The 19,418-nt window shown below is 55.7% G+C and carries 17 protein-coding genes and 1 pseudogene; 9 read left to right on the forward strand and 9 right to left on the reverse strand.

The annotated features are described in order from the left end of the window. Positions 1 to 220: 220 nt before the first annotated feature. From ATO11_RS20395 to ATO11_RS21470, 3 genes are all read right to left on the reverse strand, one after another. Entirely contained in the window at positions 221 to 1,645 is a 1,425-nt protein-coding gene (locus ATO11_RS20395) for an amidohydrolase family protein (RefSeq protein ID WP_050532757.1), read from the reverse strand. Positions 1,646 to 1,807: 162 nt separating this feature from the next. Further along, on the reverse strand, positions 1,808 to 2,221 hold the full coding sequence (locus ATO11_RS21465; RefSeq protein ID WP_082176543.1) for a c-type cytochrome: 414 nt from the start codon (positions 2,219 to 2,221) through the stop codon (positions 1,808 to 1,810). A gap of 98 nt (positions 2,222 to 2,319) precedes the next feature. Next, positions 2,320 to 3,165, reverse strand: coding sequence for a universal stress protein (locus ATO11_RS21470; protein ID WP_082176545.1), 846 nt, complete (start codon positions 3,163 to 3,165; stop codon positions 2,320 to 2,322). Between the two features lie 123 nt (positions 3,166 to 3,288). On the opposite strand from ATO11_RS21470, the gene ATO11_RS21475 reads away from it, so the two are divergent. Both ATO11_RS21475 and ATO11_RS21480 read left to right on the forward strand, forming a co-directional pair. Beyond that, positions 3,289 to 4,209: a DnaJ C-terminal domain-containing protein gene (locus ATO11_RS21475; RefSeq protein WP_082176546.1), complete on the forward strand. Its 921-nt coding sequence runs from the start codon at positions 3,289 to 3,291 to the stop codon at positions 4,207 to 4,209. 3 nt (positions 4,210 to 4,212) lie between these two features. Next, complete coding sequence (locus ATO11_RS21480) at positions 4,213 to 4,512, forward strand: chaperone modulator CbpM (protein ID WP_082176548.1); 300 nt, start codon at positions 4,213 to 4,215, stop codon at positions 4,510 to 4,512. Here the strand turns inward: ATO11_RS21480 and ATO11_RS20420 are convergent. Beyond that, positions 4,509 to 5,156 carry a DUF2238 domain-containing protein gene (locus ATO11_RS20420; RefSeq protein WP_050532762.1) on the reverse strand — a complete coding sequence of 216 codons (648 nt, stop codon included), beginning with the start codon at positions 5,154 to 5,156 and terminating at the stop codon, positions 4,509 to 4,511. The genes ATO11_RS21480 and ATO11_RS20420 overlap by 4 nt on opposite strands. 20 nt (positions 5,157 to 5,176) lie before the next feature. Between ATO11_RS20420 and ATO11_RS21485 the strand changes: the two genes are divergently transcribed. Next, positions 5,177 to 5,932 carry an endonuclease/exonuclease/phosphatase family protein gene (locus ATO11_RS21485; RefSeq protein ID WP_242601485.1) on the forward strand — a complete coding sequence of 252 codons (756 nt, stop codon included), beginning with the start codon at positions 5,177 to 5,179 and terminating at the stop codon, positions 5,930 to 5,932. Here the strand turns inward: ATO11_RS21485 and ATO11_RS21490 are convergent. Both ATO11_RS21490 and adhP read right to left on the reverse strand, forming a co-directional pair. Further along, positions 5,916 to 6,407 carry a ClbS/DfsB family four-helix bundle protein gene (locus ATO11_RS21490; protein ID WP_082176549.1) on the reverse strand — a complete coding sequence of 164 codons (492 nt, stop codon included), beginning with the start codon at positions 6,405 to 6,407 and terminating at the stop codon, positions 5,916 to 5,918. The two genes, ATO11_RS21485 and ATO11_RS21490, sit on opposite strands and share 17 nt — an antisense overlap. Beyond that, positions 6,408 to 7,439 (reverse strand): alcohol dehydrogenase AdhP, encoded by a 1,032-nt coding sequence (gene adhP / locus ATO11_RS20430; protein WP_050532764.1) that lies wholly within the window; start codon positions 7,437 to 7,439, stop codon positions 6,408 to 6,410. Positions 7,440 to 7,545: 106 nt separating this feature from the next. Here adhP and ATO11_RS21920 point away from each other — a divergent pair, with 106 nt between their 5' ends. Genes ATO11_RS21920 through ATO11_RS20450 form a run of 5 tightly spaced genes read left to right on the forward strand, consistent with a single transcriptional unit; the run spans position 7,546 to position 13,990 of the window. Further along, positions 7,546 to 8,046, forward strand: a complete 501-nt coding sequence (locus tag ATO11_RS21920) for a flavodoxin family protein (RefSeq protein WP_134643188.1) — start codon at positions 7,546 to 7,548, stop codon at positions 8,044 to 8,046. Further along, positions 8,043 to 8,762, forward strand: coding sequence for an ABC transporter ATP-binding protein (locus tag ATO11_RS20435; protein ID WP_050532765.1), 720 nt, complete (start codon positions 8,043 to 8,045; stop codon positions 8,760 to 8,762). The genes ATO11_RS21920 and ATO11_RS20435 overlap by 4 nt, the downstream gene beginning before the upstream one ends. Before the next feature lie 14 nt (positions 8,763 to 8,776). After that, complete coding sequence (locus ATO11_RS20440) at positions 8,777 to 11,128, forward strand: ABC transporter permease (protein WP_242601486.1); 2,352 nt, start codon at positions 8,777 to 8,779, stop codon at positions 11,126 to 11,128. A 4-nt stretch (positions 11,129 to 11,132) separates the two neighbouring features. Next, positions 11,133 to 12,344, forward strand: a complete 1,212-nt coding sequence (locus ATO11_RS20445; protein WP_050532766.1) for an efflux RND transporter periplasmic adaptor subunit — start codon at positions 11,133 to 11,135, stop codon at positions 12,342 to 12,344. Beyond that, positions 12,344 to 13,990, forward strand: coding sequence for a PHA/PHB synthase family protein (locus ATO11_RS20450; protein ID WP_050532767.1), 1,647 nt, complete (start codon positions 12,344 to 12,346; stop codon positions 13,988 to 13,990). Before ATO11_RS20445 ends, ATO11_RS20450 begins: the two co-directional genes overlap by 1 nt. On the opposite strand, the gene ATO11_RS20455 is transcribed toward ATO11_RS20450, so the two are convergent. Next, the gene (locus tag ATO11_RS20455; RefSeq protein WP_050532768.1) at positions 13,975 to 14,475 is read right to left on the reverse strand and encodes a phasin family protein; all 501 of its coding nucleotides are present in this window, start codon (positions 14,473 to 14,475) and stop codon (positions 13,975 to 13,977) included. The genes ATO11_RS20450 and ATO11_RS20455 overlap by 16 nt on opposite strands. Between ATO11_RS20455 and ATO11_RS20460 the strand changes: the two genes are divergently transcribed. Then, a complete protein-coding gene (locus ATO11_RS20460) occupies positions 14,474 to 16,999 on the forward strand; it encodes a cation-translocating P-type ATPase (RefSeq protein WP_050532769.1) in 2,526 nt (841 codons plus the stop codon). The two genes, ATO11_RS20455 and ATO11_RS20460, sit on opposite strands and share 2 nt — an antisense overlap. Here the strand turns inward: ATO11_RS20460 and ATO11_RS21495 are convergent. Then, positions 16,937 to 19,093 carry an acetate--CoA ligase family protein gene (locus ATO11_RS21495; protein WP_082176550.1) on the reverse strand — a complete coding sequence of 719 codons (2,157 nt, stop codon included), beginning with the start codon at positions 19,091 to 19,093 and terminating at the stop codon, positions 16,937 to 16,939. The genes ATO11_RS20460 and ATO11_RS21495 overlap by 63 nt on opposite strands. 51 nt (positions 19,094 to 19,144) lie before the next feature. Continuing rightward, positions 19,145 to 19,345, reverse strand: a pseudogene (locus ATO11_RS21500) (universal stress protein); the annotation flags it as partial. Positions 19,346 to 19,418: the final 73 nt, after the last annotated feature.

The following is a 19,418-nucleotide window of genomic DNA, read 5'->3' on the forward strand; positions in this document are numbered from 1 at the left end:
ATCGCAGATCAAGCGTCAGCTCGAAAGTGTGGGGGCGGCACACCGCTTACGAAACGCCACCGGTGTCGACAGTTACGTACTCTGCGAGACCATCGGGGATCTGGCAGTCGTGGGCATTGCGCAGGGGCAGTGGAACTCCTGGGCCTAGCCAGAGCCCAAAAAATGCAACGTCAATAATGGTGAAAACAGAGAGAACAGCCCGGTGCCTATTGACCGCAGTCTATTCACCGGCTTCTAGCAAATCGGCTTCAATTTTGTCGAGTGTCTCTCGATCTAGAAGAGCCCCACCTGCGATCACGGCCTGGGGTCGTCGCAGGACTGCGAGATTTTCGAGCGGGTTTGCGTCCAGAAGCACGAGGTCAGCACGGCGCCCGACGGAGATTGTCCCATCCTGATCTTGCAGACCGAAAAACCGAGGCGGCGCGACGACGGCAGTGAAGAGTGCCTCCCGCGGAGTGAGGCCAGCGGCAACATAAATGTCGAGCTCATCGAGCAGCGAGAACCCATGGAATAAGTATGGATTGGCAAAAGAAGCATCACTTGATGCTAGGATTGGTACCCCAGCGTCGTGCGCCATCGTGAAGGTGCGCCTGTCAAGTGCGATGCTGTCATTTGCAAGGGCAAGTAGTTCGTCGGTCATCGCTGCGAGACGGAAGTCGGGCTGACCCCAGGCCTCGCGCACGGCTGCCGGAATCATTAGCATGCGAGGTGCATCTGCAGTGGGCCAGTTGCGGGTGTAGAAGTCGGCGACGACAAGTGTCGGGCTGACGTGCAGGCCGGCCTCAGCCATGCGCGCGAGGACAGAAGTACAGAGCTTGGCGTCCCACGTGTCGAGAATGATACCGTTCCGTTCGGCCATGACTGCGAAGACGGTGTCGAGATTTGCGTCGTCCGCCATAACGGTGCGAAGATCAACCAGCATCTGCGCCTCTGCAGAGGAACAGGCCATGGGAATGCGACCGAAGTGTTCCATTCCAGTTTGACCTACCAAGATTGCAGTCTCCAGCGCGACGCGCTCGGGGATATGCCCCACGAGAGGCAGTCCGGCTTCTGTTGCGGCCTCGGCCAGTGCGCGATAGGTCTGCGCGTCCAGCATGGAGTAGGATTTCACAGCGGCCCAGCCTTCGTCGGCGATCTGCGCCACAGCCGCGCGGGCCTCGTCCGGTGTGTTGGCCAGAAACATGCCGGGCCATGAGCCAGGGGCAGCGTCGACCCAGGCACCAGACAGGATCAGGCGCGGTCCGAGCACTTCACCGCTTTCAATTCTTGCCTGTAAGGCTTTCTGTTCGGTAATCGGCCAGAGCGCACCCATATCGCGGATGCCGGTCACGCCATTGATGAGATAGAGCGCAAGTGCGGTGTCGGGTTCGGTTGCAGAGGAGAAAATGTGAACATGGCTGTCCCATAGGCCGGGGATGAGGAAGCGTCCCCCTGCGTCCACTCGGTCGACATTTTCGTTGCTTGTGATCCCTGGACCGATGGCGGTTATCCTGTTGCCTTCGATTAAGACCGACTGCCCCGGTGACAGCGAGCCAGTCTCTAAGTCTACAATGACAACATTGCTCAGAAGCACATCGGCCTTGGAAACTGTCGCGATGATAAGCGTGAGGCAACCAACCAATGCACCAATCCAGATTCTTGTCATTGCACGCTCTCACATTTCATTTGAGGCTTTATGTCGATATCTATGGGGTCGTCTTCATCGGTGGTTGTTGACTTTGATCAATTCATTCGGCTGTCCGGTCGCGATGTCAGAGTGGTCTTTGAAGGCAGGATCAGAGGCGAGACCACAACTTGCGGTGATCTATCAAGGCACATACCTAGAGGGCGGCGGGTCTTGCAAAGTCTCCAGGTAATTGGCCATTGCGATCAACTTCGCAGGCACCAGAGTTGTTAAACCGTTACCAGTTTCGAAATCGACCATGCGGCCAACTAGAAAATCGTCGAAAACAGGCATGTCGTTTCGTGGGTTTGTCTTTTTCAAATAGCCATCAAGTATCGACATGACCTCAAGCATCGGCCAAACGCCGTCCCTGCGAGCGGCAATCTGGGTAAGGTCTGCTGGAGCCGTTCTCAGACCTTTGGCAAGCGGTCCGTCGCCGCGTCCCGTGACACCATGGCAGGACGCACAGTTGCTCTCAAAGAGCTGTTCTCCGACGCTTTGGGCGTCAAGTGAGGTGCCGATCAGCAAAAGAAGAAGCAAAAATGTGAAACGCATCATGTCACGGATATCTCATTATGCGTCTGTTGACCTCTCAGGTGCTTATCTCTGGCTTTTACGCCGCCGATCATCAGTCCCCCGTGGAGGTGCAGAGGCATCTAATGCGCCATGAAGATGGGTACGGTTTCCTGCTCGATGAGCGTACGGCTTGTTCCGCCAAAGACAGCTTGGCGAAGCCTCGAGTGACCATATGCACCTGCCACGACGAGATCTGCCCCGATTTCATTGGCGTGATCCAAGATGCAAGAGCCTACTTCCCGTCCACCAGTCGGGAGTTGGGTCAAAGTAACATCACAGCTGTGATGGCTTAGCCAGGCGGCCGCTTCGCGTCCCGGTTCGATCTTGCCTCCGATTGCAGTTGATGGCGCGTCAAATCCCACAATGTGCACGTGTTCCGCGTTCTGAAGATAGGGCAACGCGAGGTGTGCGGCCCTGGCGCTTGCGAGGCTATCATTCCATGCAAGAAGGACAGTGTCATGGGCCATGTCCAACGTTCCATTGATCATGGCCGGAACAGGAGACTCGAAAAGGACGCCATGCAGCAACTCTTTGTAAACCGTTTCTTGCAGCCGCAGGTCGGATGAGAAAAAGACGATGTCGCATGTTCGAGCCACTTGAGCGACGCCTTGTCGTATATCTGCTTCCGCGGCGAAGAGCGGAATGACATCTCCAGAGACATTCTCGGCGGCGAGTAACCTTTCAATCGCGTTGACGCGGTCCTTCAAACCGGTTTGAGCAGACTTTAAAGTCTCTGACCATGCATCTGGGACTGAAATGCCACCGTACGGCAACGCGCTATAGGCCCCAATTGGAAGCGTTGGAAACTCACCGTGAAGCAGCACTGCAATGTGTGTTCCATGTTTCGCGGCGTCCTGAATGGCCGTTTGAATTGTTTGGTCAGGCGTGCTGACATCGACACAGAAGAGCGCAGTCGAGTTTTGCATAGCAGTCGTCCTTTCAACTTTGATGAATAGGATTCCGCATGTCCGCGCGTATCGTTCTGACAAATATCAATTCCTCGCAGTGATGATTTGCGAAAGTCGGCTAACCTGATTTGGAAACCGAGTATGAGCGAACCTGATCCCTACAAGACCCTCGGCGTTTCGCGTACAGCCAGCGACAGCGAGATCAAACGCGCGTATCGCAAGCTCGCGCGAGAGTTTCATCCTGATGTTAATCCCGGAGAAGAGGCAGAGCGTAGGTTTAAAGATATCAACGAAGCCTATGATGTTCTGAAAGACCCCGAGAAGAGAGCCGAGTTTGACTCCGCGGGTCGACCTCGCAGCGAAGCGTCGCAGTCGTCCGACTGGGCCGGTGGTTTTGCTTTTTCAGATCATGCGGGTAGGCGGGGCGATCCATTTGCTGACATCTTCGAAGCTTTCGGGCGACGTGGCCCTGACCCAACTGCGCAAAGACATGGAATGTTTACGGCGGATCAGCACGTCCGTTTGAGTATTTCACTTGAAGACGCCGTGAAGGGCGCAACACGAGAGATCGCTCTCCAACAGCCAAGCATTGATGCCAATGGGAACGTCGTTTTGCAGGATCGGCGGGTGGTAGTTACAGTTCCGAAGGGCGTGGCATCTGGTCAATTTCTGCGCCTGCCCGGTCAAGGGTTGTTGGCTCAAGAGGGAGCGCAACCCGGAGATCTGTTTGTCGAAATCGTTCTTCAACCGCATCCGGTGTTTCGAATAGACGGCAGCGATTTGCTCATGGATTTACCTGTGACGCCTTGGGAGGCCGCTTTGGGAACGACACTTATGTTGCCCACACCGGCCGGACCCATAAATCTCAAGGTGCCGGCCAATGCGAGATCTGGTCAGAAACTTCGGTTAAAAGAGCGCGGGCTGCCGACATCTCCGCCAGGGCATTTGTACGTAGTTTTGCAGATCGTGAATCCAGAGGCGAAAACGACTGAGGCAAAGGCCTTCTTTGAGCAGATGGCGGGGACCTTCGACTTCGACCCGCGTGCAGATATCCATAGGTGAACGATGACGAACGGCGATCATGAAATTCTCAACGCGCTGAGCGTCACCGACCTTAGCCGTGTTTGTTGTGCTGACCGTTCGGTCATCATATCTTTGGTCGAATTTGGTGTCCTGACACCTACGGGGCGATCAGAAGCGGACTGGATGTTCGATCAAACAGGGATTCAGCGTGCTGTGCGTGCCTGCAGGTTGGCACGAGATCTCGCCTTAAACACCGCGGGCATTGCTCTTGTCCTGGACTTGTTGGAGGAGCGATCCAGGCTGTTGGGTCAGATTCAAACACTCTCGGGTCGCGAAATCTAACGCTTAAGCCGGTCAATCGCCTTGCGGTAATAGGTCTTGTTGAGGTTGATGAACTGCTCAATCGGGCGGCTCAAAACGCCCACAGCGCGGAAGCGTAAATAGAGGAATCCGACCAAGCTGGCCAAAACAGCACCGATGCCGTTCACGATGAGATCGCCCATCGTATCCATGAGCCCGGATTTTTGCATGTTGAGCCCGAGAGTTTGATCCATTGCGAATTCGAAGATCTCCCAGCAGGCTCCAAGCGTCATTGCGACGCAAAATGTGATGAAGGCGAGGGCTGAGGGTGCGGCGGCGAAGCGATCCCCTTCGAACAACATGAATACAAAGAGAAAACCTAGAAAGCCGAACCCTATAGCGGCCGATCCGTGCAAAGCGAGATCCCACCACCAGACCCTGTTGTAGAAGTCAAAGGCCTCGCCGAGGAAGATCGAAGCAAACACAAATACAGTTATGAACAGCAGGAAAGAGACTGGTAGCCGCACGGACAAACGATGGGCCAACGCCAAAGGCAGAAGCGACAGACACAAGGTTGCGGTGCTGACAAAAGCCAAAGAGAACCGTCCGAATATCAGCGCGACAATCGCACTGACCGCTAGTCCCCACCAGATCGTCTGCAGAACAGCGCCGGATGATTTAATCAATTGCCAGATGTGCCAACCTCATGGTTGATGAAATTTCGGAACCTCTTTCCTATATCAAAGAGATGAAACCACAGCACCTGCGCATAGCAAGTTACAACATCCGCAAAGCAAGAGGTCTCGACCAACGCAGAGACCCTGGTCGGATATTGGATGTTATCAACGCTGTGGACGCGGATATAGTTGTTCTGCAGGAGGCGGATTTGCGTTTTGGAAAGCGCAAAGCGGCGATCCCGCGCCAAATGATCGCGCAGAACACTGATCATGATGTTGTGCCACTAGCACAGTTTGAAGAAAGCCTTGGGTGGCATGGAAATGCGGTTCTACTGCGCCGAGATCTTAGTGTTTCAGCAACAACTTGCATGGAGCTGCCGGGATTGGAACCACGTGGTGCGGCCAAGGTGGATGTATCGGGAGCAATCCAATTGACACTCGTCGCGGCCCATCTTGGATTGCGCCGACGGGATCGCAGAGCGCAACAGGCAGCGATCTGTGCAGAACTTCCGGCACATGGGAATTCGATTGTCGCCGGTGATTTCAATGAATGGTCGCCTTCAAACGGGTTGGAAAACTTTAAAAAGGAACTGAGAGTTCACGCCCCAGGGCCAAGCTTTCCAACCCGGCTGCCGGTGGCAAGATTGGACAGATTTGCCATGAGTGCCGGTCTGCAAATAGTTGCGTCCGGAACCTATAGCTCGAAAGAAGCGCGCCGGGCATCGGATCATCTTCCAATTTGGTGCGCCGTTGCAGAGACGGCCCAAGTTACTGCTGCTTCATGAGTTTACGAAGTACTTTTGCGGCAGATCGGTAGTGGCTTGCACCAGCAGCTTCGGCATAGCGTCCGCGCGTCCATTTAAGACCAGGAGCGAGTGGCGTGCCATAAAGTTCAGCCTCTGATGCACTGTGAATATCTTCCGAAAGCCGCAGATGTGCACCTTCCAGAGCCTCGCACGTTGCAGACCATGTCCAGCCTTTCTGGTTTTGGAAAATTGCCTCATTCAGATCATTGAGTTCGTTCCATTTGTAACCTGGCGCGGGCATTTCCGGGGTGTTGCCGGATGCGGCACTCTTGCGCCACGCGAAGTACAAATCGATCCAGGCTGCGCGGTGACCCACGATGCGAATGGCCGACGCGCCTTCACAATCTGCAATGGATGCAGAGGTTTCGTCAAAGTCGGCCAGCAGCTTTGAGAACGTTTCCCATTCTTTTTCGGTGACGGCAATGAGGTCTGCTTTGGTTTTCGCGGCGGGCATTTAAGTTGCCCCAATGTCGAGAACAACGCGACCGTCGATTTGGCCCGCACGCATACGGTCAAAGACAGCGTTGATATTGTCCAGTTTATCCCATGTGAAATTCGTCTCAACAGAGCCATCAGCGGCGAACGCGAGCGATTCCGCAAGATCAAGGCGTGTGCCAACGATGGAACCTCGGATTGTGATCCGTTTCAGAACAACCTCGAATATGGGAAGCGGGAAGTCTCCGGGGGGGAGACCAACCAGTGACATGGTGCCGTGCCGCCGCAACATCCCAGTGGCCTGAGCAAAGGCTTTGGTCGAGACGGCGGTGACAAGCGCGCCGTGAACACCGCCAAGTTGTTTCATCACCTCGATCGCCGGGTCAATCCTCGCGGCATTGATAACCTCATCGGCCCCCAGTTTTTTGGCAAGCGCCAGTTTGTCATCTGCGATGTCGACGGCTACGACATGCATGCCCATGGCCTTGGCGTACTGAACGGCCATGTGGCCAAGCCCTCCAATCCCTGAAATGGCAACCCACTGGCCTGGACGCACCTCAGTTTCCTTCAGTCCCTTATAGACCGTGACGCCTGCGCATAGGACCGGAGAGGCAGGGCCGAACTCCAAACCGTCGGGAATCAGGCCAACGTAGTCTGCATCAGCGGCAACGTACTGAGCATAACCGCCATTGACGGTATAGCCGGTCATTTGCTGGCTTTCGCAGAGTGTTTCCCATCCGCCTGTGCAATGCTCGCAGCGTCCACAGGCGGTGTGGAGCCAGGGGACACCGACGCGGTCGCCCTCTTTCAGATGCGTGACACCGGGTCCCACTTCGGCCACTTCGCCAACCCCTTCATGGCCTGGAATGAAAGGTGCGGTCGGTTTAACCGGCCAGTCACCTTCGGCCGCATGGAGGTCTGTATGGCACACTCCGCTGGCGTGGATGCGGACAAGCACCTGGCCGGGGGCAATTTCGGGCACATCGACTTCCTTTATTTCAAGTGGCTGGCCAAGCTTGGTGACGACGGCGGCTTTCATTGTGCGCGGCATGTAGAGTGCTCCTATTGAAGACGTTCCGTCGCTTTTCGCAACTCAGTGCCAACATGGATTGATATTCCTCAATACCGCCTGTGATGCGGCCCCGTATGCCATTCTCATGCCACAGAAACCGTCGTCGATTTTGATCTATGTATATTCCAGGTCCGGGCACTCGCGTCGGGTCGCGGAACATCTTGGCAATTATCTTGGTGTCGCTCCGTTCGAGGTGACGACCTGCAGATATTCATGGCCGGTTCTGAGTTGGATAACCGCCGCGCGCGACGGTATGCGGGGCAGGGCGGTTCCACTGGATCAGTCGCTTGACTTGCCAGAAGGCGGTCTTGTCGTCCTGGTCGGCCCAGTTTGGGCAGGCGGGGTTGGCGCACCGCTTAACACTCTGATCGATGCCTTAGCGAATGGGGAACAGGACGTTGCCGTGCTGTTGACCTGTGACGACCCAAATGAACTCACTGCCTCCTTACACAAGATCGCTGAACGTCTGAGGCGACCGTTGAAAGGCAAGATGGTTCTGTCGAATGGCGTCCAGGATACGTCTGAAGGTCACGAACGGATACGAGCCTTTGCCGAAGCTCTGGGTGTTCAGGTGACTGCACAATGAAGGACGCCGACGCAGCCCCAGTCTTTCGGACCGAAAACGTCTGCAAGATTTACGACACGGGTGAGGTCAAGGTTCACGCTTTGCGAGACGTCTCGGTCTCTCTCTTTGAAAAAGAGCTTGCTGTTCTTTTGGGACCATCAGGATCAGGTAAATCCACGTTCCTCAACATCTTGGGCGGGCTTGACCATCCGACTACGGGGCGCGTGTGGTTTCGTGAGACAGAGTTGACCACCGCTAATGATCGAGCCTTGACCCGATATCGCCGGGATCATGTGGGGTTTGTTTTTCAGTTCTACAATCTGGTGCCAAGTCTGACCGCTCGGGAGAACGTCCAACTGGTGACAGATGTCGCAAAGACACCGATGCCCCCAGCGGAAGCCTTAGCCTTGGTGGGTCTTGAAGAACGTATGGATCATTTTCCCGCGCAACTCTCCGGGGGGGAGCAGCAACGCGTGGCGATTGCCCGAGCCGTCGCAAAACGGCCGGATGTCTTGCTTTGCGACGAACCGACTGGGGCACTTGATAGTAAGACGGGGACGCAGGTGCTTGAGACGCTCAAGCACATCAATGATACCTTCGGAACCAGCACAGCCGTGATTACGCATAACGCGGCTATTCAGCAGATGGCTCACCGGGTCATCCGCTTTCAGGACGGTCGCGTGGATCGCATTGACGAGAATGCGACACGCGTGTCCCCGGCCGAGATTTCGTGGTGACTTTTATGCAAGCCATGGATCGAAAGCTGCTGCGTGATTTTGCCCGATTGTGGGCGCAAGGGTTGGCGATTGCGCTCGTTCTCGCCGCAGGTGTGACGGTCATCATTATGTCGGTCGGCATGAGCCGCGCGTTAAATGAAAGCCGCGAGGCTTACTATGCGCAGAACCGCTTTGCCGATCTTTTCGCAGGGGCACGTCGTGCGCCGGATGGGTTGCTCGCGGAAATTCAGGGCATCCCGGGCGTTATGGAGGTAGATGCGCAAGTTCGGCAATACGCGACGCTCGACATTCCCGATCGCACAAGACCGGCTACAGGGTTGCTGCTATCCTTCAGCCCCTCCGCGCGGCCAGCATTAAACATCCCCATCTTACGGTCCGGGAACTGGCCAGAGCGCGCGGATGAAGTCGTTGTCAATGAACCCTTCGCCGAAGCAAACGGGTTGCGTCTTGGCGATGTGTTTGCCGCAAATCTGAACGGTCGCAAGCGCGAGTTGCAAATCACCGGAACGGCTTTGTCACCGGAGTTCATCTACACGATCGGTCCCGGCGCTTTGATGCCGCAGAACGAGACATTTGGCATTCTATGGCTGCCGGAAGAGGTGTTGGATGCGGCGTTCAACATGGAAGGCGCATTCAACGATGTCTCGATTGCGTTACTTCCGGGCACGAATGCCATTGATGTCAAAGAAGAACTGGATGTTTTGCTGGAACCGTATGGTGGTCGCGCAACAGCAGATCGGGGTGAACAGCAATCAAATGCATTTTTGGATGCCGAGATCCAGCAGCTTGAAGTCCTCGCTTACGTTTTGCCGCCCGTATTCCTGGGAATTTCTGTTTTCCTTGTGAACATGGTCGTGGGCCGGATCGTGTTCTTGGAGCGCTCCGAGATCGGCCTTATGAAAGCGATCGGGTACTCGAGTTGGGGCATTTGTCTCCACTACCTGATGCTGGCCGGCTTGATTGCGCTTGTGGGCATTGTGATCGGCGTTATCGCAGGAAGTTGGCTGGCGCAGTCTATGGCGGCGCTCTATGCGACGTATTTTGACTTTCCGTTTCTCGTTTTTGGCGTCCCCGCAAGTATCTACGCTGTCTCGGCCCTACTGGCCTTGGCGGCGACATTCGCGGGAGCGCTGCGCAGCGCGATCAAGGCTGCCGCGCTTGCGCCAGCAGTCGCAATGTCACCCCCGGCCCCGCCAAACTTTCGGCGGTCAGTTTTTGACGTCTTTGCTGCGGCTCTTCGGTTGTCGCAGCCATCACGAATGATCCTGAGGAGCCTTTCACGTTGGCCTGTGCGCGCCGCGACAACGCTCATTGGTGTGGCTTTGGCTGTCTCTACGCTCGTTGCCTCGAGTTTCTTCCCTGATGCGATGGACGACATTATCGACAAGGGGTTTTACCAGTCGAACCGGCAAGATGCGTTGCTTCTCTTCGATCCCGACGTTCCCCAATCGGCCCTGGCGGAAGTGCAGGCGTTGCCTGGTGTCCTGCAAGTCGAGCCGCAACAGTACCACGCAGCGATCCTGCGCCACGGGCATCTGGAAAAGCGTGTGTCGATTTCAACGGTTGGCGGTTTGAGCGACCTTGCCCGTGTTGTGGACGACGCAGGTCGTCCAGTTGCCCCGGATGGTACCGGCCTTCTCATCTCGCATCGTTTGGCTCATGCGCTGGATGTGGGCATTGGTGATACGATCCGGGCGACTTTTGAGTCTGGACTAAGAGAGACCTACCAGATCCCGGTGTCGGGAGTTGTCACACAGTATTTTGGCCTTGGCGCTTACATCAGCCACGACCATCTCAATGCACTGTTTCGGCAAAGCCCACGCATGACAACGGCCAATGTGACCCTGGCTGATCCCTTTGGCCCGGAGGCATTCAATGAACGTGTAACCGACCTGCCAGCGGTCACTGGCACGATCGACATGACGGAAAACCGGATGAGTTTCGTCGAGACGATCAGCCAGAACATTCTGGTGGTCACAACAATTTACGCCATCCTTGGAAGCATCATAACGGTCGGGGTTTGCTATAATGCAGCACGCATCCAGCTTTCCGAGCGCGCGCGCGAACTCGCCTCTTTGCGCATTCTGGGGTTTTCCAAGTTCGACGTTGGCAAAGTGTTGGTTGGTGAGGTCATGATACTGGTCCTGCTGGCACAGCCCTTAGGTTGGTGGTTTGGCACGGAAGTGGCGCGATGGATGACCGAAGGCTTCTCCTCCGACCTTTACGCCATCCCGTTGGTTTTGGAGCCGGCGACATACGCACGCGCCAGCCTGATCGTTCTGACGGCGGCTGTGATCTCGACGCTCGTTGTTGCGCTCAGACTTAGTCGGCTGGACCTGATTTCCGTGATGAAAACGAGAGAATGATCCGATGTTTTTGAGCCCCCGCACAGTTATTGTTTCTGGTCTTGGTCTTGCTTTGATCGCTGGCCTCGTCTTGACCGCCTTTAAGGACGACCCAATCCCCGTAGATATTGCCCAGGTTGCAAGGGGTGAACTGAGTGTCACGGTGAATGCTGACGGGGAAACACGGGTCCGAGAACGATATGACGTCACAGCGCCGATAACTGGCACGTTATTGCGCATGCCGCTGGATGTTGGCGATCCTGTCGTTGCGGGGGAAACGATTGTTGCGCGGATTGAACCTGCTACCGCGCCGCTCTTGGATGCCCGAAGTCGTGCCGAGGCGCTTGCAGTCCTTCATGATGCCGAGGCTCAGATCGCGTTTGCCAGCGCTGAGATCGCGCGAACTGAAGCGAACGTAACCTATGCAAGAAGCCAGTTGAAGCGGGCAAAGGCCCTGGTTGGGTCTGGCGCTGTCACGATCACACGGGTGGAAGATGCGGCAAACCTACTAGCAATTTCTGAAGCGGAGAACGTGTCTGCTCAAGCTCGGATGTCGATGGCATTGGCGGCGAAAGAACGCGCGCAGGCTGTCCTACAAGACCCAGAAATTGGCGCCGCCACAGGTGTCTGCTGCGTGCAACTCCCGGCTCCGTCAGATGGTGTTATCTTGACGCAGGTAAATGTAAGCTCTCGCCCAGTCCTTGCCGGCGAAAACCTGGCGGTCGTTGGGGATCCACGAGACCTGGAGATCGTTGCAGATATACTATCGTCCGATGCAACACGTTTGCGTGTCGGCGCCGACGTCATTTTGGAAAGATGGGGTGGTGCAAAAGCATTGAAAGGTGTGGTTCGTAGAATAGAGCCAACGGCGCGCACCGTGGTGTCAGCCTTGGGCATTGAAGAGCAGCGAGTGGATTTGCTGATCGACATCACGTCACCGACACAGGAATGGGCTAGTCTTGGACACGGGTTCTCGGTCTTTGTGAGGGTGGTCGAATGGCAGGCAGATGATACTTTGCTGATCCCATTGAGTGCTGTATTTCAGTCAGACCAAGGATGGTTCACTTTCCTCGTTACCGAAGACTTCATTGCCGTCCGCACACCCATCGAACTGGCCCAGCGTGATGGTCGCATGGCGATCGTTGCAGTTGGGTTGAGTGCTGGTGACCGCGTCGTGACCCATCCGCCTGATACGCTACGGGATGGCAGCAAGGTGGCTGAGAGGGAGCGGTTCTGATGGCAGAAACGTCACTGGATCGCAGGGTCAACGCCACGCTTGCAAAACTCACAGGTGGTGTCTCGCCTGCGGGTTTGGCCGTGGCTTGGACGGATTGGGCCACGCATGTTGCGCTGTCCCCGGAACGACAAAAAGAAATCGGATTGGCTGCATTTGGCGGAGCGGTTGCGGCTTCTCTGGAAGACGAGAAAGCGGATAAGCGCTTTTCGCATCCTCTTTGGTCACTGCCGCCCTACGCCGCGTTTAAGACGGGCTTTCTCGCCGCGCAAAACTGGTGGCAAACGGCGCTTGCGCCGATGTCTGGTTTTGACGCCAAACACCAGCGCGCATTGGATTTCTATGCCCGCCAAGCGCTCGATATGTGGTGTCCAACGAACTTCCCGATAACAAATCCGGTTGTCGTAGCCAAAGCGATAGAAACACGCGGAGCGAGCTTGCAGCAAGGTTTGAAGAACTGGCTGGATGATCTTGGCTCAACCCTGACAGGTCATCCGCGATCGGTCCCGGGCTACGATGTCGGAGAGACACTTGCGGTCACTCCGGGTGATGTCGTGTATAGAAACCGCCTCGTTGAAGTAATCAGATACCATCCGACTCAGGAAAAACGCAAAGGTCCGCCCATTTTTATCGTCCCTGCATGGATCATGAAATACTACGTTCTGGATCTCTCACCGCACAATTCGATGGTGTGGTATCTGGTCGATCAAGGCTTCGATGTTTTCATGTTGTCCTGGAAAAACCCGGGTAAAGAAGAAACGGATCTGGATCTGCAGGACTACCTCGATATAGGCATTCGCGAACCGCTGAACTGGCTGCGTGAAGAACACGGCATTGAGGCAGTACACGGTGTTGGCTACTGTCTCGGCGGCACACTCCTTTCAATTGCGGCATCAGCATATGCCCGGGAGGAGGCGTCTTCGCCTTTCGCGACACTCACCCTTCTCGCCAGTCAAACGGACTTCACCGAACCCGGTGAGCTGGGAACTTTCATGACGGAGGCGCAAGTTGGCTTCCTAGAAGACCTGATGGAGGAGCAGGGGTATCTTGAGGCTGGCCAGATGGCCGCGGCGTTTCAGATGCTCAGGCCTGCTGACCTGATCTGGAGCCGTGTGATCCGTCACTATCTTCTGGGCGAACGAACTGAACCCAATGATCTTATGGTTTGGAACGCGGATGCCACGCGAATGCCAGCCAAGATGCATACGACATACCTTCGGAAACTCTTCTTGGAAAATGCGCTTGCGCGTCGCACGTTCAAAGCGGACGGGCGGCGCATCTCATTGACCGACATCCGTGCGCCGATCTATTGCCTAGCAACGGAAAGCGATCACGTTTCGCCTTGGCGGTCTGTTTTCAAATTGCTCGCCCTGACTGACACAGATGTGCGCTTCGTGCTGACGAAAGGTGGCCACAATGGCGGTGTTCTGTCTGAACCCGGTCACAAAGGACGGCACTTCCGCGTCTTTGAAAAGGTCGAAGGCACCCGGTTTGTCGGACCGGATGCCTGGCTGGACACTGCTGTCACCGAAGATGGGTCCTGGTGGCTTGATTGGGTCGCATGGCTGGTAGACCGATCTGACCAGGACGTGGTCGAGACGGAGTGGAGTGCCCTGTATCAGGCACCAGGAACTTACGTCTTCGATTGAGCTTTGTCGTTACCTGGGACGTCCATTTGCTTGCTCGCATGTTCCTGAATGTCGCTCATGGCTTGCGAGCAGAACTCGACGATCTTTCCGGTCTCGTCACGATAGTCATCAATTGCCTTTTGAAGAAACTGCGCCTGGCTGTGCTGAACTTCGCCGATGTTCTTTGCGTGCAAGAGCTCATGCTGCGTCTTCACATCCTCTTTGACGCGTTCTGCGACAAAACTTAGCCATTCGGCGCCAACATCGCTCATCGTCTCAACCCACTTGGTGCCCAGCCAGGATAACGACCCGAGGCCAGCAGTTTGGGCATTTGTCAAGGTTTGAAAGATCTTCTCAGGCTCCAGCGGCGAAGTAGATGTGGGCTCTGTGGATTTACTCATGGTGGGTCCTCCGTTTGAGATGCCACGGAAGATATCAATCGCTTCAGCCCATTGGTTGATATTGATCAATAACGCCCACCAAGAAAGCCTGCATTCCAACCTCATGAAAGATTTGATGCAATCCGGTCTGACGGCTGGTGAGGTCGCTGTAGCGCGACAAGAATTTGGCCCAAACGAGATGCCAAAGCTGCCACCGCCGCCGTGGTGGAAGACGGCGTTGCGGCAACTTGAAAGCCCTCTTGTTTGGATACTGGTTGCAGCGGTCGTCGCGGCCGCCGCATTGGGGGAAACCATTGATGCAGCAGTGATTGCTGCCGTAATTATCCTGAACGCAGCACTTGGTTTCGCGCAGGAGTGGCGTGCTGAAAGGGCTCTTGCTGCTCTCACTGCAATGCTCGATCCAATGGCAACCGTTCGCAGAGATGGTCGAGAAACCGTTATACCGGCGCGCGAGATCGTACCGGGAGACATCCTCATACTGTCGACGGGGGATCGGGTTGCAGCGGATGGTACGATCGTAAGCGCGCAATCTGCAGAGGTGGATGAAAGCATTCTGACCGGAGAGTCTGTCCCGGTCTCGAAAAGCAGTGGTGATCTCGTGTCAGCAGGAACATCTCTCGTGGCGGGTCTTGCTGAAGCTCGGATCACAGCGACTGGTGTGAACACCGGCTTTGCCGAAATCGCAAAACTGACTGGCGGATTGGACAGGCGTCCGACGCAATTGCAGGTGGCTTTGGCACGCTTGGCCAAATGGCTTGGCTTCGCGGCGGTTGCCGTCGCTTTGACAGTGGCTGCAATTGGGATGATCGCCGGGCAAGATCTGTTGGACATGACACTGACGGCGATCTCATTGGCCGTTGCTATGGTACCTGAAGGGCTGCCCGCCGTCGTTACCATCACTTTAGCGCTTGGGGCTGGGGCGATGGTCCGCCGTCAAGCGCTTGTGCGCCGTATGCAAGCAGTGGAGACGCTTGGTGCATCTTCTGTCATCTGTACCGACAAGACCGGGACCCTCACGGAAAACAAGATGGTTGCAACGTCCGCCTGGGTGGATGGAGCGCTTCATGAAATTGCGACTTTGTCGGATGAGCCAGCGGCACAAGCGCTTTTTGGACGACTTGGAAGGGTGGGACGGCTCTGTTCCCATGCGTCTGTTTCTGAAGATGCGCACGGGAATGTGCAGGAAATTGGAAGCCCAACCGAGATTGCACTTCTGAGATTTGCGCAGGCCGCCCCAGATATTGGCTCTGGCGATATTCTGTTGGAGGTGCCGTTTTCGAGCGAGCGAAAGCGTATGTCGGTTTTGCTTCGCACTGATGATGGATTTCGACTCTTGGTTAAGGGCGCCCCAGAAGTGGTTTTGGAGCGCGCGACACATATTGCTTACGCCGATGCGGACCGCAGCCTGGACGGCATTGAGCGTGGCAAACTTGAAGCCGCGCTGCAATCTATGGGCAGCAAAGGGTTGCGTGTCATAGCGCTTGCAGAACGTAGTGCAAATTCCGACTCTGATACCGAAGAAGAGGGCCTAACCATCCTTGGGTTAGTGGGTTTGATTGACCCGCCTCGCAAGGAGGTCGCGGATGCCATTGCCTTGGCTAAAGCGGCGGGGATACGGGTCATCATGATCACGGGCGATAGTCCTGTGACCGCTGGGGCAATCGCCCGTGATCTTGCCATCGCTTGCGACACAGTTCTCACTGGGCTGGAGCTGAAAGACCTCTCCGATGACGATTTGGTCTCGTTGATGTCGAAGGACGTGCTGTTCGCGAGGACGCGTCCTGCGGACAAACTCCGGATTGTGACAGCCCTGCAAGCGCGTGGCGAAGTCGTTGCCATGACCGGGGACGGGGTAAATGACGCGCCGGCCCTCAAACGGTCGGATATTGGGATTGCCATGGGTCAGCGCGGCACAGATGTGGCGCAAGAAGCGGCGGATGTGATCCTCTTGGATGACAACTTTGCAACCATTGTTGGCGCAATCGATGAAGGGCGGCGACAGTTTGCGAACATCAAGAAATTTGTTCGCTACCTTCTCAGCTCGAATGCGGGAGAGGTGGTGGCACTGGTCGTAAATCTTCTGATCGGAGGACCACTGATTTTTTTGGCGACCCAGATTCTGTGGATGAACCTTGTGACAGACGGTGTCACCGCGGTCGCGCTTGGGTTGGAAAAAGCAGAGCCTGACCAAATGAAGGCACCTCCGCGCAAACCAGCGACGCCAATTCTCGGTTTGTCTGGTTTGGCCCTCATAGTCACATTCGGCCTCTATACTGGCACGGCGAGTTTGGTCATTTTTTACACGTTCCTATCTGTCGATCCGGCCTTGGCGAATACGATGGCGTTCACGGCTATGGTTGTGTTTGAGAAGGTGTCTGTCTTTGCGTTCAGATCGCTGACGTCCCCGGTCATCCGGATCGGCTGGACCAGCAACCCCTTGTTGCTGCTGGCATTGACGCTGACGTTAGGTTTGCAGGTTGCCGCGGTCTACCTGCCTTTTTTCCAGACGATTTTGCACACCGTGCCATTGAGCGCATCAAATTGGCTCTGGATCATCGGGCTTGCGCTACCCTTGATTATTGTACCCGAGCTGGTGAAGCTCGCTCGCGTCGGTAGGCAAAAGAGGTAAGTCTGGCTGAGACAGCCTGATACGTGCATCGACGGCGCAAAATCCTTGTGGTGATGCGATTAGAGGGTTGATATCCATCTCTTCAAGGTTTGGGAGTGCCCTCGCAAAGTCTGATACTGTCAAAAGTAGTTTTGCCAATTCATCGACATTGACAGGCTGCCAGTTCCGGAAAGGCCCCAACAGCTTTGCGATCTTGGTGTCTGCCACCAAGCGTTGCGCTTGTTCGAAGCCGATCGGCAATGTCGCCGTTGCGACGTCGTCGAGCAACTCGACAAGTGTTCCGCCGGCCCCGAAAGACAAGACAGGGCCAAAGGCGGGGTCTTGGCTCACTCCGATCAAGAGCTCGCGTGCGTCCGGCAGAGTGATCATGGGTTCGACCGTAACCCCGGATAGGGTGGCGTCCGGCCGTAGGTTTCCTACACGTAGCAACATGTCGTGAAAAGCAGTGACAACATCTTCCTCGGATTGGAGATTTAGGCGCACGCCGTCGACTTCGGACTTATGTGAAATGTCCGGGGAGGCGATCTTCATCACAATAGCAGAGTCGAGGTCCTGAAACAGTCGAACCGCTTCGTCGGCCGTTTCCGCGAGACTTGGTACCGGGCAGCGGATCCCAGCAGCTGAAATGAGTTGTCGCGATTGGGTGTCGCTTAACATCCCGGAAGGCAGTGGTGACATCGCATCCAGGACTCTATGGGTTATTGAAGTGTTCTTGTCTTCGAAAAGCGTTGCGCTGCGTGAATTTTGAGCCGCTCGCATCGCCTGGACCGTTTGCGCATAAGCTTGCACCGCATGCTCCGGCAGTGTGAAATCGGCAATACCTTGTCTTCGCAGTTTGGCCCTTGCAGAGGCAACGGAGGGGCCGCCGACAAAACAGGTCATGATCGGTTTGGATGATCTTTGTTTTGCCGACAGTATGGTGTCGGCAACCAATTCAGGCGCGGTCATGGATTGCGGACTGAGCAGGACGAGAACGGCATCAAAAGCTGTGCTTTCTATACATGCGTCAATCGCCACTTGATAGTCTTGCGCACCCGCATCTCCTACGATGTCGAGCGGGTTCCGCCGAGACCAGTTTGTGCTGAGAACAGGGTTCAGCGTATCTATGGCGGTTTTTGGCAATTCAGCGAGAGCGAGGCCTCGGTCCGCGAGCCGGTCGGCACTTAGCACGCCGACTCCACCTCCATTGGTCACGATGGCGAGGCGATCTCCGAACAAATTTGGTGCTGTGTTCAGCAGCCGAGCCGTCTCAATCATCTCACCAAGTGTGGAAACTTGTACCGCGCCGCAGTCAGCGAGCACAGAACTGAAGACTCGGTCTGATCCGATGAGGGCTCCGGTATGTGTCGTCGCTGCTGCGGCCCCATCAGCATGACGTCCAGCTTTGAGGACGATCACTGGTTTTCTCTGGCACGCATTTGCGAGTGCTGCGCGAAACCGTGCGCCGTCGCGCACCCCTTCAACATAGATAAGAATGACTTTGGTTTCGGTGTCCGCGACCGCCATCTCCAAAGCATCGCCCATACCAAAATCTACCGAGTTTCCGAGAGACATCATCAGACTGAAGCCGAGCCCTTCGGTCTCAGCCATATCGGAAAGACCTGAACAAATCGCTCCGGATTGAGATATCAAGGCTAGTCCGCCGGTTGGTGGAAGCGCTGGTTGGAAAGTAGCGTTCAGTCGTTTAGACGGGCGGATCAAGCCGAGGCAGTTCGGCCCCAGGAAACGAATACCTGCGGTTTTGGCCGTTGCCGCCAATCTTGTGTAGCTTGCTGACCCATGATCATCCTCAAATCCCGCTGAGATCACAATTGCGGAGCGGGTGCCAACAGCTTCGCAGTCTTGGAGTGCGGTCGGGACAAAACGTGGGGGGATGGCAATAACGGCAAGGTCCGCGGCTAACCTACCGGCGACCTGTGAAGGATAACAGGGCAGCCCAGCGATCTGCTGATACTTTGGATTGATCGCAAAGATCTGGCCCGGAAAACCCTGTCCTTTCAGATTGCGCAAGACATGAGCAGCGGGCGAATTCTGTCGTTCTGATGCGCCGTAGATCGCTATCGCATGTGGGTCGAGAAATCCTGAAAATGACACGAGACGTACTCCGTTCGGTTACGTGGAGCCAAAGGATTTCGACTAATGCGGCTACTTGCTGAACAAGACAGGCACTTCGGCCGCCTTCAAAAGCGCCGAAGTTGTCGCACCCACAACAAAATCATAGGCTGTTGAGTGACCATACGCTCCCGTTGCAATCAGGTCGGCTCCCGTCTCAAAGGCTGTTTTAAGGAGTACATCCGGTATACCCGTTCCCGCGGTTTCCGTGTGGCGCACATCGACTTTGTGACTGTGTCTGGCGAGCGCCGTGGAGAGGTTGACCTGCCCCCCGAAACTTCCCTCGTTCTAGCGTAGAGTTTGCTCA

The sequence above is a fragment of the Pseudaestuariivita atlantica genome (genome assembly GCF_001205715.1).
GTDB classification, from domain to species: domain Bacteria; phylum Pseudomonadota; class Alphaproteobacteria; order Rhodobacterales; family Rhodobacteraceae; genus Pseudaestuariivita; species Pseudaestuariivita atlantica.